We start from the raw sequence: 14,979 nt of genomic DNA on the forward strand, positions 1-14,979 counted from the left end.
AAAAACAGAAGGGTTTGTGTTATACTGAAACAAGTTCAGTTGAGACAGGAGGAAGCTTAGATGAAAGTCAGGAAAACAGTTTGGAACGGAAAAGAAGGATACCTTCTTCAGAATGAATCCATGGAAGTATTTGTGAATCCGGCGGATGGCATGAATATCTATCAGATCGACTGGGAAGGACGGCACATGATCGACTGGGAAGAGGCGCGGTACCAGAGGAAGGCAACGTACGGTGTGCCTGTTCTCTATCCGACGCCTAACCGCTCGGAGAATTTAAAGATTCAGGCGTATGGAAAACAGTATGACGCCAGGATGCACGGACTGGTGAAAAATCTTCCATTCCAGGTGAAGACGGCGGAAACAGATGGACAGGCGGCCCTGGTAACCGGTGTCCTGGAATGGAATGAGGAACAGCCGGACTTTGCGATGTTTCCGTTCCCAAGTACGTTAAGTATTACGGTGAAGGCACTGCCGGATGAGGTGGTCTGGAGCTATCAGGTGGACAACCGGGGAGAGGGAGAGCTTTCCTATGGCATTGCGATTCATCCCTATTTCTCTAAGCGGGAACAGGAAGTAAAGATTTCCGTTCCGGCCGCTTCCGTCATGGAGATGACAGAGGAGAAAATTCCTACCGGAAAGCTGATTCCGGCAGGGGAAACGGTACCGGATTTACGTACGCCTGTGCTGGTGGACGGCCTTTCCCTGGATCATGTGTATACAGACTGCCCGGCTGGAGCGTATGCGGAGATTTTCTATAAAGATTGTAAAGTAAAACTGGAAGCAACGGAAGAATTTGGCCATATTGTTGTATTTACGCCGGATGCGCCGTTTTTCTGCGTGGAAAACCAGTCCTGTTCAACCGACTGTTTTAACCTCTTTGCAAAGGGGTATGTCCGTGAGTCAGGGCTTCAGGCGGTTCATGCAGGGCAGAAAAAGTCCGGTGAAGTCCGGTTCGTATTCGAAAAACAGGATTAAGGTCCCCCGGGGGAATTGTAACTAAAAGGCAGCGGCGGGTGAACTCGGAGTGAAACCATGTAGTAATCGCAGACGACTTATGTTACAATAAAAACGAAGCGGGGATCCCTGAAGGAACGGACAGTTCAGGGTGCACGATGGAAAGGAATAGTATGAGAGGAACCATCAGATATACGGTATTATGCGGCAGTTTAATATTGGCGGTTCTGTCGGCGGGATGCAGAACGGGAGGCGGGAACATCACCTACGCTGGTGAAATGGTTCCGGCTGCGTCGGCGCCGCAGGCAGAGGAGGAGATCATCTATCTGACCGGTGATGATGAGGTGCCGGATAAACCATCTGAAAAGAGGGACTCTCTGATTAACCCGGAAGGCAAAACTCTGGAGGAACGTTTTTATACACCGGAAGGGTATACGAGAATTCCCAGGGAAATGGGGAGTTTTCAGGGGTACTTAAGACGGTACGTAATGAAGCCGGATCAGAGTCCTGTTCTTCTGTACGATGGCAGCGGGAAGCGAAACCAGAGCGCTCACGCGGCTGTGTTTTCCATGCCTTTAATTGACGGTGACTTACAGCAGTGCGCCGACAGCGTGATTCGTATCTACTCGGAATATTTCTGGAAGATGGGGGATTACGATAAAATTGCGTTTCATTTGACCAACGGATTTTTAATGGATTATCCGGCCTGGAAAGCAGGAAAGCGGCTGATGGTAGACGGAAATGAGACGTCCTGGGTTGCAAAAGCCGCTGCTGATGATTCCTATGAGACGTTTTTAAAATACTTAAGAACAGTGATGATCTATGCCGGCACACTCTCCTTAGACGGGGAGACGGTTCCGGTAAATGTAAGCGATATTCAGGCGGGAGACATGTTTATCAAGGGCGGCAGTCCGGGCCACTGTGTCATGGTAGCCGATGTGGCCCAGAACAGAGACGGCAGCCGCTGTTTCCTTCTGGCCCAGGGATATATGCCTGCCCAGGAGTTTCAGATCATAAAAAATCCCCTTCACGAGAGTGACCCGTGGTACTATGCTTCGGAATTGGAATATCCTCTTGTGACGCCTGAGTATGTATTTGACGAGGGAAGTCTGAAACGCTGGTATGGATTTGTATATTAATGAAATCGTCAGGTTATCGCAAAGAAATTCCTCTTTTCTTATGGTATGATAAAAGGAGAATGGGGAAATCAGATTGCGGCAGGGGGAATACGGATGACAGGATATTTCCGAAAGATTTTTACAATACTGGTTCTGGCCGTTATGCTGGCCGGATGTACGAAGGAGACCGCTGAGAAGCTTGAGGAACAGCCATTAGAGGAACGGGAAGTGACGGTGGTATCCAACGGCATCAGTTATGTGCCTTTGGAGAACTGGACGAATGATTTGATAACAGAGACAGATAAAGATGGAAATGAACAGGAGACAGCAGCCTGCGGCCTCTGGCTCACCCCGGAGAAGATCGTGAAGGAATCGGTTGGGGAGTACCATATGCCGGAGGTTTTCTATGCAGATGACTTTAAGATTAAGGTGAAGGGGAATGGGGATAATCCCATTGATTACATCATTTACAGTATGGGGTTCGACACGGTGGACAGCGGAAAGGTGATGAATCCTTCCGATATTCTGATTCCTGTGAACGGAAAAGACTATTATGTGCAGCTGGAATTTTCACAGGGAGATGAGAAGAATTACTCCCATTACCAGTATTTCTTTAAGGTAGTGAAGGGCGATCCGCTTCCTCAGATCAGAGTAAGCCATGAGAGGAAGAGCCGGGAGATTCCCAGTGCCTCGGGGGTAATCCTGTGGAATGAGCCGGGAGATGACGGCGATACAGTCAGTACGGCGGCCTGCGGCCCGGAACCATTTACAGTCCTTGCGAAAGATGAAAGGGAGATTCCCTATGTGCCGCTCGGGCGCTGGATTACCATAGAGCTGACCGGGGATAAGCAGCCCGATGAGGCGATTCTTTCCGATTATATCCTGAAGGAAGATGGAAGTCCGCGTTATGATGAGAAGACGGTTATCACAACGGAACTGGAGTATGATAACCATGAGATGAAGTTCTGTCTCCCGACTAATGTAAATGCGATGCTGAGCTCGGACATGTCAGCTTATATGACGGGCGGTATTCTGAGAGGTTTTAAGCTGGAGCTCGTATGGGATGACGGAAGCCGGGCGGAATACGGCTTTATCCTGTCCACGGATGCTTCTTTTGTTGGAGAAGATCCTGCGGCTGTGGAGGCAGACCCGGTGTTTAAGCCGGAAAGTGCTTTATTCCTGGATTTGAAACGGTCAGAGGATGAGCCGTTTGAGAAGAAGCTGATTCTGGAGATTAATAATCAGTCCGGATCCCCGGTTTTGTTTGGGGATGAGATGAAGCTTATGAGAATTGACGGAGTGGAGATGACGGAAGTGCCGGTGAATCCGGAGGTGATCTGGAACAGCATTACCTATCAGGTGAGTTCCGGTTCCTATAAGGCTCTTCCGGTAGATCTGGAACGTCTGTATGATGAACTGGAGTCCGGCAGATACCGGATCATCAAGGGGGTGCGTCCCCTTGGCGGAAGCAGAAGAGAGCTCTATGCGGATTTCATAGTGGAGCCCCGGGAATAATAAGGGCCGCATCTGAATTGTATATCGGATGCGGTCCTTTTGACTCCCTCCGGGTGTTTGGCTTAACGGTAAAAGGTTTTAGAGTTACGTTCGTGCCTGAGTCCTGCGCTCAGACCTTCCGGCACTATGGATGATGACGCTGATTCTTTTGTATACAAGTGCCGTGATCAGGGATACAGTGACTCCCTTTATAATATTGAACGGTCCGACACAGATGATGGCAAATGTCCACACATTGCTGATGGCAGGATTAATGGCTGCGCCAGCCTGGATAATTGTCTCCAGCGGCATTAAATTGGAGTAAAACGGTATCATGATAAGTGCATTGATCACAACGCCAACCACTGCCATCATGACAGTACCTGCGGCCATGCCCAGTACGGCTCCCTTCTTTGTCTTGTTGAAACGGTAAAGGATTCCTGCCGGCAGTATCAGGGAGCAGCCCACTGCCAGATTGGCAAATTCGCCTACAAATCCGGTACTGGTTGGTTTTAATACTAATTTTACCAGGATCTTGACGATCTCCATCACAGCACCGGCAACCGGTCCCAGAGCAAAGGTCCCGACCAGGATCGGAACTTCGCTTAAATCCAGTCCGTAGAAGCTGGGCGCGATGAATGGCAGCGGTATTTCAAAGATCATCAGGACGCCGGCGAGAGCACCGAACATGCCCATTAATACCACGTTTTTTGTTGACATCAGTTTGTTTTCTTTCATTGTTGGATCCTCCTGAAGTTTGGTTTTGTAAGTTCATCTTTAAGAGGAATCATGCGGCTTTCTGCAGTGTGGATGACTGGCTGATATAAAATTAAAGAATAAAAAGCCCCAGATTTATAATCTGGGGCGTCATGATTTACATCAAACCGTGTCAGGCACTGCTGCCTGTCACACAATTTCTTCTCTCATCCAGACTATACTGTCGGTTCCGGAATTACACCAGATCAGCCACTGTGACAGTGGGTCGCGGACTATACCGCCGGTGGGGAATTACACCCCGCCCCGAAGAACTTATATTTATTTGTATCTGTATGATAGCACAGAAATACAGCGCTTTCAAGAACTTTCTGTTTTTATTTTTAGAACTTTTCTGTCACAAATTCGAAATTGCGTTGTCTAATAGAATAGGGGCGCCGTTGTATGGGAGCGCGATTACATGTAAAATGAAAGAGAGGAAAAAACATGGACGAGAAGAAACGAGAGGATACAGAAATGCTGGTAAGCAGGGCTGTGGAGGGGGATCAAGAGGCTTTGGAGCAGCTGCTTACCGAAGTACAGGATTTAGTTTTTAATCTCTCCCTCCGTATGCTGGGAACCATTCAGGACGCGGAGGATGCGTCACAGGAAATACTGATCCGGGTGATGACCAAATTGGCCTCCTTCCGTGGGGAGAGCGCGTTTTCCACATGGGTATTCCGCATTGCGGTGAATCATCTGAAAAATTATAGAAAGAGTATGTTTGCCCGGCAGCCGCTGAGCTTTGAATACTATGGCGAGGATATTGTAAGCGGAAAAGAAAAGGATATACCGGATTTAACGATGGGAGTGGACAGAAACCTGCTGGAGCAGGAATTAAAGCTTTCCTGTACCAATGTGATGCTTCAGTGCCTGGACGCTGACAGCCGCTGTATCTATATACTGGGAACCATGTTTCGGGTGGACAGCCGTCTGGCGGCCGAAATCCTGGATCTTTCTCCGGAGGCCTACCGGCAGAGGCTGTCCAGAATCAGGAAAAAGATGGCAGGATTTCTTGAAGAATACTGCGGTTTAAGCGGTAAAGGGGTCTGTTCCTGCGGAAAACGGGTTTCCTATGCGATTGCGTCTCACAGAGTGAATCCTGAGAAGCCGGAGTATACCAGCCTGAAAGAAAATACGGAGTTTCTTCTGGAATGTAAGACAGCGATGGAAGAGATCGATGACCTGTCTATGGTCTTTTCTTCCCTTCCTGCTTATCGGACGACAAAAGCTGCACGGGAGTATTTGGATGAATTCCTGAAATCGGACTGCTATTCCACGATTTCCAACGCACTTTAAAACCGTATGTTCTTCGTGATCATGACAGACAGCTGTCGTGTTTGGTGTGGTAGGATTAAGATCCGGACGAAAGAGTCTGAGATAAACGAAGAGTGAGGAAGAAAAGATGGAAGAAAAGTATTGTCAGAGCTGTGGTATGCCGATGGGAGAGACGGATGAACTGTACGGAACGAATGAAGACGGAAGCAGGAACGGGGATTACTGTAATTACTGCTTTCAAGATGGAGCGTTTACGACGGATTGTACCATGGAAGAGATGATAGAAGGCTGTGTTCCCATGATGGCGGGAGCGAACAGTGGGATGAGTGAGGAAGAGGCGCGGAATATGATGAGACAGTTTTTTCCGGAGTTAAAGCGCTGGAAAAAGGCGCCTGTTAATCCGGAGTAATTTGTGTTATGATAAGAAAAACTATTTTTATGCAGTGAAATAGCGGGAAAGAAAACTGGAACCGGCCGGTCTTTAGGTGGGTTTGCATGGAGGTTACGATGACAGAGGATGTTCTTAAAATTTTTTCGGAGCCCACAGCCGGCTGGTTCGCGGAGACGTTCGGGAAAGCGACAAAGGTGCAGGAAGAGGCGTGGCCGGCGATCGCGGCTGGGAAGCCGGTGCTGGTCAGCGCCCCCACGGGTACCGGTAAAACGCTGTCCGCATTTCTGGTTTTTATTGACCGGCTAAGTACGCTGGCCAGGGAAGGCAGACTGGAAGAGAAACTCTATCTGATCTATGTTTCGCCTTTAAAGTCCCTGGCGGGGGATATACGGGAGAACTTAAGGAGGCCTCTCGATGGGATCGGAAGGGAAGAAGGACAGCAGGAGATTACGGTCGGGATCCGTACCGGAGATACACCTCAGAAGGAACGCCAGCGTATGGTGAAGCACCCGCCCCATATTTTGATAATCACACCGGAATCCCTTTACCTGATGCTGACTTCACGGTCGGGCCAGAGTGTTGTGAAAACGGCTGAGGCAGTGATTATTGACGAGCTTCACGCACTGATCGATACGAAGCGGGGGGCTCACCTGATGCTCTCCGTCGCCAGGCTGGACAGGCTTTGCGGCCGTAATCTTCAGCGCATCGGTTTGTCGGCCACGATTGAGCCGCTGGAACTGTCTGCGGAATATCTGTCCCCGGAGCCGGCAGTGATTTGTGCTCCGGCCATGGAAAAGAAGGTCTTCATTGAGGTGGTGGGAACGACTCCGGCAAATGGGAGAAGAAAGGATCCGGTCTGGGAAGAACTGGGGATGGCGGTTTATCAGAAGTGTCTGGACTGTAAAAGTGTGATTGCATTTTCGGAAGGGCGGCGGTATGCGGAAAAGCTGGCCTATTACGTCAATCTGCTGGGCGGCGACGGGTTCGCCAGAGTTCATCATGGAAGTCTTTCCAAGGAACAGCGGGCGGAGGTGGAGCAGGAACTGCGGGAAGGACGGCTCCGGCTTCTTTGCGCGACATCTTCCATGGAGCTCGGGATCGATGTGGGAGACATTGACCAGGTTCTTCAGATTGGCTGTCCCCGTACAGTGTCCAGCACGATGCAGCGTCTGGGCCGGGCAGGTCATAATCCGGGGTCTGTCAGCGTGATGTACATGTATCCGCGGACGGCACTGGAGAGTGTCTACTGCGGCATGACGGCTGAGACCGCCAGACTTGGCGGAGTCGAGCATACGAAGCCGCCAAGAATGTGCCTCGATGTGCTTGCCCAGCATCTGGTGTCCATGGCGGCAGGCGACGGGTACCGTGTGGATGAGGTGATGGACATTCTGAGCAGGGCTTACTCTTTCCGGGACGTGACAAGGGAGGAGGTGAAGAGTGTGCTCCGGATGCTGGCGGGGGATTACGAACACGGGCGAGAGATTCCGGTACGTCCGCGGGTTCTCTATGACAGAATTCATGAGCGTGTAAACGGAGACGCCTACAGCCGGATGCTGGCGGTTGCTGCAGGCGGCACGATCCCGGATAAGGGACTCTATGCGGCGAAAACGGAAGAAGGGGTGAAACTGGGGGAACTGGATGAGGAGTTTGTATATGAATCCCAGATTGGAGATAAGTTTGTGCTGGGGTCATTTGCATGGAAGATCGTCAGCCAGGACCGGGATACCGTGGTAGTGACACAGGTGCCGGCGGAAGGAGCCAGATTACCATTCTGGAAGGGAGAGATGAGAGGCAGGACTCTTCGTACCAGTCTGGCCTTCGGCAGGCTGTTCCGGGAGCTGGGGAAGGCCGCGGAGAACGGTCCGGATGCCTTGACAGATGCATTGAACCGTTTGGGGCTGGACGATGCGGCGGCCTGCAGCGCAGCTTCGTTTCTGAGAAGGCAGATCGATGCAACCGGAGGACTTCCGGACGACAGGACGATTGTTGTGGAACGGTTCACAGACCATACGGGGAGTAATCAGGTTATGGTGCATGCGCTGTTTGGAAGACGGGTCAATGCGCCGCTGTCGCTTCTTCTTCAGCATACGGCCAGGCAATTATGCGGAATTGATATCGGCAGTGTTGATGAGGAGGAGGGAGTCCTTCTGTATCCTTATGGGGATGACGTTCTTCCGGAAGGGCTGTTGTTTCAGATTGATGAGAAACAGGCCCGGAGCATTTTGGAAGCAGCGCTTCCCCTGACCCCTCTGTTTAATATGACATTCCGGTACAACGCGTCCCGGGCGCTTATGATGGGAATGAAGCGGAATGGACGCCAGCCTCTCTGGATGCAGAGGCTGAAGAGTACAGAGATGCTGTCCTCCCTGATACACGAGCCGGGTCATCCCCTGATACGTGAAACGAAGCGGGAGTGCCTGGAGGATCAGTGGGATATTGACGGAGTGCTCCGGATTTTGGGTGATATCAGGGCCGGGCTCATTACCGTCCGGGAGGTCTGCGTGGATGTGCCCTCTCCCATGTCGCTTCCGTTCCAATGGCAGGCGGAAGCGGCAGAGATGTATGAGTATTCGCCGGTTACACAGGGAATCCGCGAAGCGGTTTACGAGGAACTGAAGACAGCAGACATGATAAAACCGCAGGCGGAGGAACTTGCCAGGCTTCAGGAACGGAAGAAACTTCCGGAGGACGAAGAACAGCTTCACTCCCTCTTGATGATGGAGGGCGATTTGATAGCCGGAGAACTGCCTGTGCCGGTGGAGTGGCTTGAGAATCTGGCTGAGAGAGAACTGGTTGCCTATATGGAACCTGGCATATGGATTGCGGCGGAGCAACGGGAAGAGTACGAACAAGCGCTTCTGGACGGGAACGAGGAGGCAGCCATGCACATTGTGCGCCGGATGCTCTATTACCGCGGAGGCCAGAATGCGGAGGCAGTGAGGGAGCGTTACTTTTTCCCGGAGGGATTGGCAGAACATATCCTGGAAAAGCTGGCCGGAGAATTCCTGGTGGTGGAGGACGAGGGGATCTTTTACCATGCGAAGATCTATGACAGGGCCAGGCGTGCATCAATAAAGGACATGCGCCTGGAGGCTGTGACACAGCCTGCGTCACATTATGCGGCCCTGATGGCAGGGAGAGCCTTTCTAAGCGCACCTGGTGAGGAACAACTGAGGCGGGCGGTGGAGCAGCTCTGCGGAAGGCCGTATCCGGTTAAATTCTGGGAATCCGTCTTTTTTGCCCGCCGTGTAAAGAATTATACGGAGGCCATGCTTGACAGGCTCCTGGCGCAGGGGGATTATTTCTGGCAGATGAAGTCCGATGGGACACTGGCTTTTTACCGCTATGAAGACATCGACTGGGAGGCGCCTCCCACCGGGCTTTCGGAGGAACTGGAGGGTGACGAGAAACTGATGTACCAGGAGCTAATGCGGCGGGGAGCCAGTTTCCTTAAGTTCCTTACGGAGGTTCCGAAGCAGGACAGCGCTCAGGACGTGCTTCTTAGGCTGGCGGAAAAAGGCCTTGTATGTGCAGACAGTTTTGTGCCGGTGAGACAGTGGCAGAACCGGGAAAAAGTAAAGAAGGCGACTGCGAGACAGCGGGTGAACGTCCGGGTGATGGCGCTGTCAGCCGGCCGTTGGGATATCGTGCGGCCGGTCAGGAAGAGGAGCCTGGAGGAGTGGCTGGATCTGTTCTTAAAGGAATCAGCCGTTCTGTGTAAGGAAACCTTCCGCAGATCCTGCGATTCCTGTGCCGGATCTGCCTATATGATATCTGCAGGCGCTTCAGCCGGAGACAGGGAAGAGGCAGGGGAACTGGCCTGGAGAAAGGCCCTGGATGTCCTTCGGATCTGGGAGTACACAGGGAATGTGAGGCGCGGCTACTTCGTATCCGGTATGTCGGGAGCACAGTTTATCAGGAAAGAGGAGTATGAGAGCGTGACGGCTGCTTTAAAACAGCCGGAAGACGAGATCATCTGGCTGAACGCATCAGATCCGGCCCAGATCTGGGGAAAAGTGCTGGAGCAGCCGGAGGGCAGCAGCTTTATGAATATACCGGGAACGGCCGCCGCTCTCCGGAAGGGAAGGGCAGCAGCGGTGATGGAGCGTCAGGGGAAGGTTCTCAGGATTTTTGAGGAGGAAGGAATAGAGGCGGTGCTTTCTGAATTTGTCCGCTGTTTTCAGAGAAAACTTTTATTTCCTGACCAGAAACGGCTGATCTTAAAGGAGTACCCGGAACATGCAGGTGAACTGCTGAAAAAAGCCGGTTTCATCCGCGAGATGCAGGATTATGTGCTGTACCGATAAGGAGGCTGGCAATCTGGATATTGATGACAGCTATGATGGTATCTGTTTGATACTAAGTAACTGACAGGTGCTTATCCCACTTTTTTGTGCGTTCTTGTCCTGGAGACTGCAGCGGTTTATAATTCAGACAGGAGCACAGGAGTTTGTATCAAAGATTTCCTGTGAGAAGGCAAAAGGAGGGGGTACCATGAATGAAACGCTGACCGCCGTGAGAACACTTCTAAGGGAAGCAGAGGCGGTGGTTGTCGGAGCCGGTTCCGGTATGTCTGCCGCCGCCGGTCTCACGTATGCAGGCCGCCGGTTTCAGGAGAAATTCGGAGATTTTATTGAGCACTACGGAATGACAGATATGTATTCCGCCGGTTTTTATCCGTTTTCCACACAGGAAGAGAAGTGGGCGTACTGGAGCAGACATATCTATTATAACCGCTATGATGTCCGGATCGGAAAGCCCTATCTGGATTTGCTTCAGCTGGTAAAGGACAGGAATTACTTTATTCTGACGACGAATGTGGATCATCAGTTTCAGATGGCAGGATTCCCGGAGGAGAGGATCTTTGCAACTCAGGGTGATTACGGCCTGTTTCAGTGCAAAAGGGCCTGTCACAGACAGCTGTACGATAATGAAAAAGACGTCAGGGCCATGGTGTCCCGGCAGGAAAATTTAAGAATACCAACAGAGCTGGTACCGAAATGCCCGGTCTGCGGCGGAGAGATGGAAGTCAATCTGCGGTGCGACAGATTCTTTGTGGAGGATGAGGCCTGGGAGCGTGCATGTGCCGGATACAGCAGCTTTATAAGAAACAGCCGGAATAAGAAGATTGTATTTCTGGAACTGGGAGTCGGTATGAATACTCCGGGAATCATTAAATATCCGTTCTGGCAGATGACAGACAGGGAGAAGAACGGTTCCTACATCTGTATCAACCAGGGAGAAGCCTGGGGACCGGAAGAGATCAGAGAGAAATCCATCTATGTCGATATGGACCTTGCAAAAGCGCTCGAAGCGGTCAGAGGAGGGCTGTGATTTGAAAGATAAGAACGATATGACCCAGGAAGAGCGCTGCATATATCTGATCCGGACCATGCAGAAAGAGATGCCTCAGTACCGCGGCATTGTGATACCGGAGGAGGGGGCGGAACAGAAACGGCTCCTGCGTTCCCTGATGAATGTAAGGCCTCCGATGCCGGCTTCTTCGGATTTTTTAGCGGTTCAGGATATGTATCTGTCTGAGGAGAATGCCGCACGCGGCATACTGGATGGGGCGGATCTGGCTCCTGTGAAGGGGAACAGCCGTATCTGCCTCTGGCAGGGGGATATCACACGGCTTAAGACAGGTGCGATTGTCAATGCAGCCAACCGCGCGCTGCTGGGCTGTTTCCGGCCCTGCCACTCCTGTATCGACAACATCATCCATACCTGTGCGGGAATTCAGCTGCGGCTTGCCTGCAATGAGATCATGGAAGCTCAGGGCTGCGAGGAGCCGGCCGGGAGTGCAAAGCTGACACCTGGCTTTAATCTGCCGTGTGATTTTATTCTGCATACCGTCGGCCCGGTCATCACCGGTCCTCTGCAAAGAACGGACTGCCGGATGTTAGCGGACTGTTACAGATCCTGTCTGGAGCTGGCTTCGGAAAATCATATAACCTCAGTTGCTTTTTGCTGTATCTCAACAGGCGTGTTCCGTTTCCCGCAGGAGAGGGCGGCTGAAATTGCGGTGGAGACGGTTGCCGGTTTCTTAGAGCAGAATGAGTCGGTCCGGCAGGTTATTTTTGATGTCTATACCGACAAAGATATGGCAATTTACCGAAGACTTTTGAAGTGATGGAAGGAGGGTGCAATGAAAGGCGTCATTCTGCGAAAGGGGGAGACGGCTTATTCCTGTCTTTCCGGGGCGTTTTCTGCGATTCAACCGGCAGTTACGGAGCATAACTGGCTGATAACGGATTATGAAAATGTTCCGGAACTTCTGGAACCGTATAGCGGGAATCAAGGCAGGGAGGCTTTCTTCTGGGTGCCGGGGGAACGGCTTGATGAGATTGTCCATCAGCAGAATTTTCCGTGGTACTGGGGGGTCCTGTCGGGATTTAAGAGAGAGATACCATTGCAGGAGGTACTGAGTTATGGACTGCCGTATGCGGATGGTTACGATGGTTTCTGGAAGAATCCGGTCTCGATTCAGCATCCGCTGGCAGAACTTGAGATCGTGGCGTGGGACAGTACGCTTACACTGCTGATCAGCAGGGATGAAGCCATTATCCAGGCATTCCGGAATGCGTATCCGCTGAGTGAAGATCTGGAAACGTATAATCTGGGGGAACCGGAATCAGAGGAATGGCGGAAGATCTGGGAGGAAGCAGAACGGTATTACGGAGATGGCGGAAGATAGAACTGCGTGTGGATCATCTTTGCTAAGGCAGGATAAAGCTGGATAAGTACTGGTTTAAACAAAAAAATATGCTGGAAATCTTGTAAGAACAGGACTTCCAGCATAAGACTCATGGAGATAGTGGGATTCGAACCCATGACCTCTTGAATGCCATTCAAGCGCTCTCCCAGCTGAGCTATACCCCCATGTCCGCTATTATAGCAAAAAGATAAAAAATTTGCAATCACTAATTTGCACTTTTTTTCTGATTTTTCTGTTTTTTGAAATTTTAGCCTGCAATAGAACTGATATGAGCATGATGAACTGAGTTTCATAATAAGTACAGCAAACATAAAAAAGTGCAGGATTCTCATAGAGATATCCCGCACTTTTTATCATCGAGGCGACAAGATTCGAACTTGCGGCCTCTGCGTCCCGAACGCAGCGCTCTACCAAACTGAGCCACGCCTCGATATGATACGCTTAGAAGCGAACGAATCATATGATAACACTTTTTGGCAGAATTTGCAAGCAGAAAATGAAAGAAAAATAAAAAAATGAATCCGGCCGGAGGAGAGGCACCTGGAAAACGCACCATTTGCCGGGGATTCCGGCCATCACCGGTTCCTTTTAAATGGAATCAAAAATTCGGGGATTCCGGTTGAGTAGGGGGCAATGTCGTACTGCTGGAAATAGATGACAATTCCATTGGGAGTTACAAAGAAATTTTCCGGTTTAAAGGTGGAGCGAATCAGAGAAGAATAATCGTCGAAATAGGTGGAGGATGATTCCTTCTCCCGTTCCTTTACCTGTTGTTCCAGATTTCTGTAGATGCCCTCCCGGTAAGAAGGATTGTGAGGATAGAAATCGGCCAGCGTTAAGTATCGGCCGCTGCTGAAATCCCAGGTGTCCGAGGTCCGGATCGTACTTCCGTGAGCGCCTCCGGTATACGTATACTGGTCAGTGTAAAGGCTTGTCATGCAGCCGGAATTCCAGGTGACGGTATAAGCGCTTATGAACTCATATCCGAAAAAAGGATAGTTGTCTTTTTGGGCGTATTCTGCCTGAACGGAGGCCTGGGAAGCCAGAACTGTATGGCAGTACTCCTCCGTCTTTTTCGCGGCAGCAGAATAGAACGCATTGATACTTAAGGCGGCTGACTCGGAGCAGGTAGTTGTGAAGTAAGGATAACGGATCGTATAAGTGAGTACGGCAGTCCCTTTGCTGTATACGGTATCCGACAGTACTCGTTGGGTAATGATCTGCATAATGGCTCCATAAAACAGGATTTCTATATTCATATGGTCTTCAAAATGGAAATATGCAGTATGATTGGGACATTATGGAATTATTTACCAGTTGGTCTGTTTGTGATTCCTTTTTATGGTAATTTGTTGTATGATAGAACAAAAGGAGGGTAGACATGTTTACGTCGGCAAAGGATATCATGAAGATTATATGGAACGGATTAAAGGAAATTAAGAAGAATTGTTCTGAATACTGTGAAAAAGATGCCAGGAAGATTTATGAGGAAACCCTCGAAAGAGTGAAGGATGAACTGTCCGGCCCGGAACCGGAGGAGATACGAAAGGAACGTCTGGTCAGAAACCGGTGGGAGAAGATGCGTGCAGACCGAAAGATCGCGGCGGTCAGTATATTGACAATTCTGGCTTCCCTGGTACTTGTGACATCATATGACAGATGGATGGGATTTGGATCATTTATCCTGGTGATGGCGGCAGTTGCCGTTATTTCGGTTCTGTGGATTTCACACCTTTTTATGAGGCGCTTTAAACTCAGTCTGGAAGGCTGGCTGCTGGAAGCAAAAGAGGTGTAATTACCTTGCTTTTTCAAGCAGGATACGATAATATAATAAATAGTATACTCAAGTGAGAAAAATGCGAAGGAGGTGCCTTATGATGGAGACATTTTTATGTTTTGAGTCAAAGGGCGCTTTTTTTTTGATTCCGCTGAAGCTGGTACGCCATATTGTTCAGGGAAATGCGGGACAGGAGAAGACGATTGTTTTTGAGGGGTGCGAGGCTGAGATTTATTCCGTTGGAGCCTTCTGGGGCGACAGCAGGGAACAGGAGTATGCGGTCCTTTTAGATGCGGAGGACTCTCTTCCGGCCATTCTGGCAGACCGCGTGGCTGGTGTGTTTGAGGTTCCTGACACAAGAATATTTAAGCTTCCGGAGGATGTGACCGGAGAGAAAAACGATTTTTTGACGCAGGCAGTGTATCTTGATTCCTCCGGATGCTGGGCCTTCGTGATGGATATAGAGCGGTTTTTGAATAAAGAGAGGGATTAAACG

General features: G+C 50.4%; 13 protein-coding genes, 2 tRNA genes and 1 riboswitch. Of the genes, 11 read left to right on the plus strand and 4 right to left on the minus strand.

The features are described 5' to 3' along the window. Window positions 1-60 precede the first annotated feature (60 nt). The 3 genes from NE473_RS08915 (at window position 61) to NE473_RS08925 (ending at window position 3,587) form a co-directional block, all read left to right on the plus strand. Window positions 61-975 carry an aldose 1-epimerase gene (locus NE473_RS08915; RefSeq protein ID WP_055651339.1) on the plus strand — a complete coding sequence of 305 codons (915 nt, stop codon included), beginning with the start codon at window positions 61-63 and terminating at the stop codon, window positions 973-975. A 152-nt stretch (window positions 976-1,127) separates the two neighbouring features. Next, entirely contained in the window at window positions 1,128-2,093 is a 966-nt protein-coding gene (locus NE473_RS08920; RefSeq protein WP_039892508.1) for a DUF4846 domain-containing protein, read from the plus strand. Between the two features lie 93 nt (window positions 2,094-2,186). After that, window positions 2,187-3,587, plus strand: a complete 1,401-nt coding sequence (locus NE473_RS08925; RefSeq protein WP_242866200.1) for an immunoglobulin-like domain-containing protein — start codon at window positions 2,187-2,189, stop codon at window positions 3,585-3,587. 84 nt (window positions 3,588-3,671) lie between these two features. Here the strand turns inward: NE473_RS08925 and NE473_RS08930 are convergent, their stop codons facing one another. Next, the gene (locus NE473_RS08930) at window positions 3,672-4,304 is read right to left on the minus strand and encodes an ECF transporter S component (protein ID WP_006775602.1); all 633 of its coding nucleotides are present in this window, start codon (window positions 4,302-4,304) and stop codon (window positions 3,672-3,674) included. Window positions 4,305-4,477: 173 nt separating this feature from the next. Next, a riboswitch (FMN riboswitch) is annotated at window positions 4,478-4,598 on the minus strand. Between the two features lie 168 nt (window positions 4,599-4,766). Between NE473_RS08930 and NE473_RS08935 the strand changes: the two genes are divergently transcribed. The 6 genes from NE473_RS08935 (at window position 4,767) to NE473_RS08960 (ending at window position 12,685) form a co-directional block, all read left to right on the plus strand. Continuing rightward, window positions 4,767-5,618, plus strand: a complete 852-nt coding sequence (locus NE473_RS08935) for an RNA polymerase sigma factor (protein WP_055651337.1) — start codon at window positions 4,767-4,769, stop codon at window positions 5,616-5,618. A gap of 106 nt (window positions 5,619-5,724) precedes the next feature. After that, a complete protein-coding gene (locus tag NE473_RS08940; RefSeq protein WP_006775599.1) occupies window positions 5,725-6,006 on the plus strand; it encodes a zinc ribbon domain-containing protein in 282 nt (93 codons plus the stop codon). A 98-nt stretch (window positions 6,007-6,104) separates the two neighbouring features. Next, the gene (locus tag NE473_RS08945; protein WP_055651357.1) at window positions 6,105-10,295 is read left to right on the plus strand and encodes a DEAD/DEAH box helicase; all 4,191 of its coding nucleotides are present in this window, start codon (window positions 6,105-6,107) and stop codon (window positions 10,293-10,295) included. 187 nt (window positions 10,296-10,482) lie between these two features. Continuing rightward, window positions 10,483-11,322, plus strand: coding sequence for an SIR2 family NAD-dependent protein deacylase (locus NE473_RS08950; protein ID WP_055651336.1), 840 nt, complete (start codon window positions 10,483-10,485; stop codon window positions 11,320-11,322). Between the two features lie 19 nt (window positions 11,323-11,341). After that, on the plus strand, window positions 11,342-12,121 hold the full coding sequence (locus NE473_RS08955) for a protein-ADP-ribose hydrolase (RefSeq protein ID WP_055651356.1): 780 nt from the start codon (window positions 11,342-11,344) through the stop codon (window positions 12,119-12,121). 15 nt (window positions 12,122-12,136) lie between these two features. Beyond that, window positions 12,137-12,685, plus strand: a complete 549-nt coding sequence (locus NE473_RS08960; protein ID WP_055651335.1) for a hypothetical protein — start codon at window positions 12,137-12,139, stop codon at window positions 12,683-12,685. Between the two features lie 112 nt (window positions 12,686-12,797). Here NE473_RS08960 and NE473_RS08965 read toward each other — a convergent pair. The 3 genes from NE473_RS08965 to NE473_RS08975 form a co-directional block, all read right to left on the minus strand. After that, a tRNA-Ala gene (locus NE473_RS08965) sits at window positions 12,798-12,870 on the minus strand. A 192-nt stretch (window positions 12,871-13,062) separates the two neighbouring features. Then, a tRNA-Pro gene (locus NE473_RS08970) sits at window positions 13,063-13,136 on the minus strand. A 145-nt stretch (window positions 13,137-13,281) separates the two neighbouring features. Beyond that, a complete protein-coding gene (locus NE473_RS08975; RefSeq protein ID WP_022033250.1) occupies window positions 13,282-13,932 on the minus strand; it encodes a DUF3298 and DUF4163 domain-containing protein in 651 nt (216 codons plus the stop codon). Window positions 13,933-14,087: 155 nt separating this feature from the next. On the opposite strand from NE473_RS08975, the gene NE473_RS08980 reads away from it, so the two are divergent. Together NE473_RS08980 and NE473_RS08985 are read left to right on the plus strand one after the other, a co-directional pair. Next, window positions 14,088-14,501, plus strand: a complete 414-nt coding sequence (locus tag NE473_RS08980; protein WP_006777351.1) for a hypothetical protein — start codon at window positions 14,088-14,090, stop codon at window positions 14,499-14,501. Between the two features lie 79 nt (window positions 14,502-14,580). Further along, on the plus strand, window positions 14,581-14,976 hold the full coding sequence (locus tag NE473_RS08985) for a hypothetical protein (RefSeq protein ID WP_006777352.1): 396 nt from the start codon (window positions 14,581-14,583) through the stop codon (window positions 14,974-14,976). Window positions 14,977-14,979: the final 3 nt, after the last annotated feature.

The organism is Hungatella sp. SL.1.14, from assembly GCF_024460495.1.
Lineage (GTDB): Bacteria > Bacillota > Clostridia > Lachnospirales > Lachnospiraceae > Hungatella > Hungatella hathewayi.

Coding starts and splice junctions, on each gene's coding strand:
- NE473_RS08975 (WP_022033250.1), bottom strand. CDS start 13,932: ATGCAGATCATTACCCAACGAGTACTGTCGGATACCGTATACAGCAAA.
- NE473_RS08980 (WP_006777351.1), top strand. CDS start 14,088: ATGTTTACGTCGGCAAAGGATATCATGAAGATTATATGGAACGGATTA.
- NE473_RS08925 (WP_242866200.1), top strand. CDS start 2,187: ATGACAGGATATTTCCGAAAGATTTTTACAATACTGGTTCTGGCCGTT.
- NE473_RS08950 (WP_055651336.1), top strand. CDS start 10,483: ATGAATGAAACGCTGACCGCCGTGAGAACACTTCTAAGGGAAGCAGAG.
- NE473_RS08935 (WP_055651337.1), top strand. CDS start 4,767: ATGGACGAGAAGAAACGAGAGGATACAGAAATGCTGGTAAGCAGGGCT.
- NE473_RS08955 (WP_055651356.1), top strand. CDS start 11,342: ATGACCCAGGAAGAGCGCTGCATATATCTGATCCGGACCATGCAGAAA.
- NE473_RS08985 (WP_006777352.1), top strand. CDS start 14,581: ATGATGGAGACATTTTTATGTTTTGAGTCAAAGGGCGCTTTTTTTTTG.
- NE473_RS08940 (WP_006775599.1), top strand. CDS start 5,725: ATGGAAGAAAAGTATTGTCAGAGCTGTGGTATGCCGATGGGAGAGACG.
- NE473_RS08945 (WP_055651357.1), top strand. CDS start 6,105: ATGACAGAGGATGTTCTTAAAATTTTTTCGGAGCCCACAGCCGGCTGG.
- NE473_RS08960 (WP_055651335.1), top strand. CDS start 12,137: ATGAAAGGCGTCATTCTGCGAAAGGGGGAGACGGCTTATTCCTGTCTT.
- NE473_RS08915 (WP_055651339.1), top strand. CDS start 61: ATGAAAGTCAGGAAAACAGTTTGGAACGGAAAAGAAGGATACCTTCTT.
- NE473_RS08920 (WP_039892508.1), top strand. CDS start 1,128: ATGAGAGGAACCATCAGATATACGGTATTATGCGGCAGTTTAATATTG.
- NE473_RS08930 (WP_006775602.1), bottom strand. CDS start 4,304: ATGAAAGAAAACAAACTGATGTCAACAAAAAACGTGGTATTAATGGGC.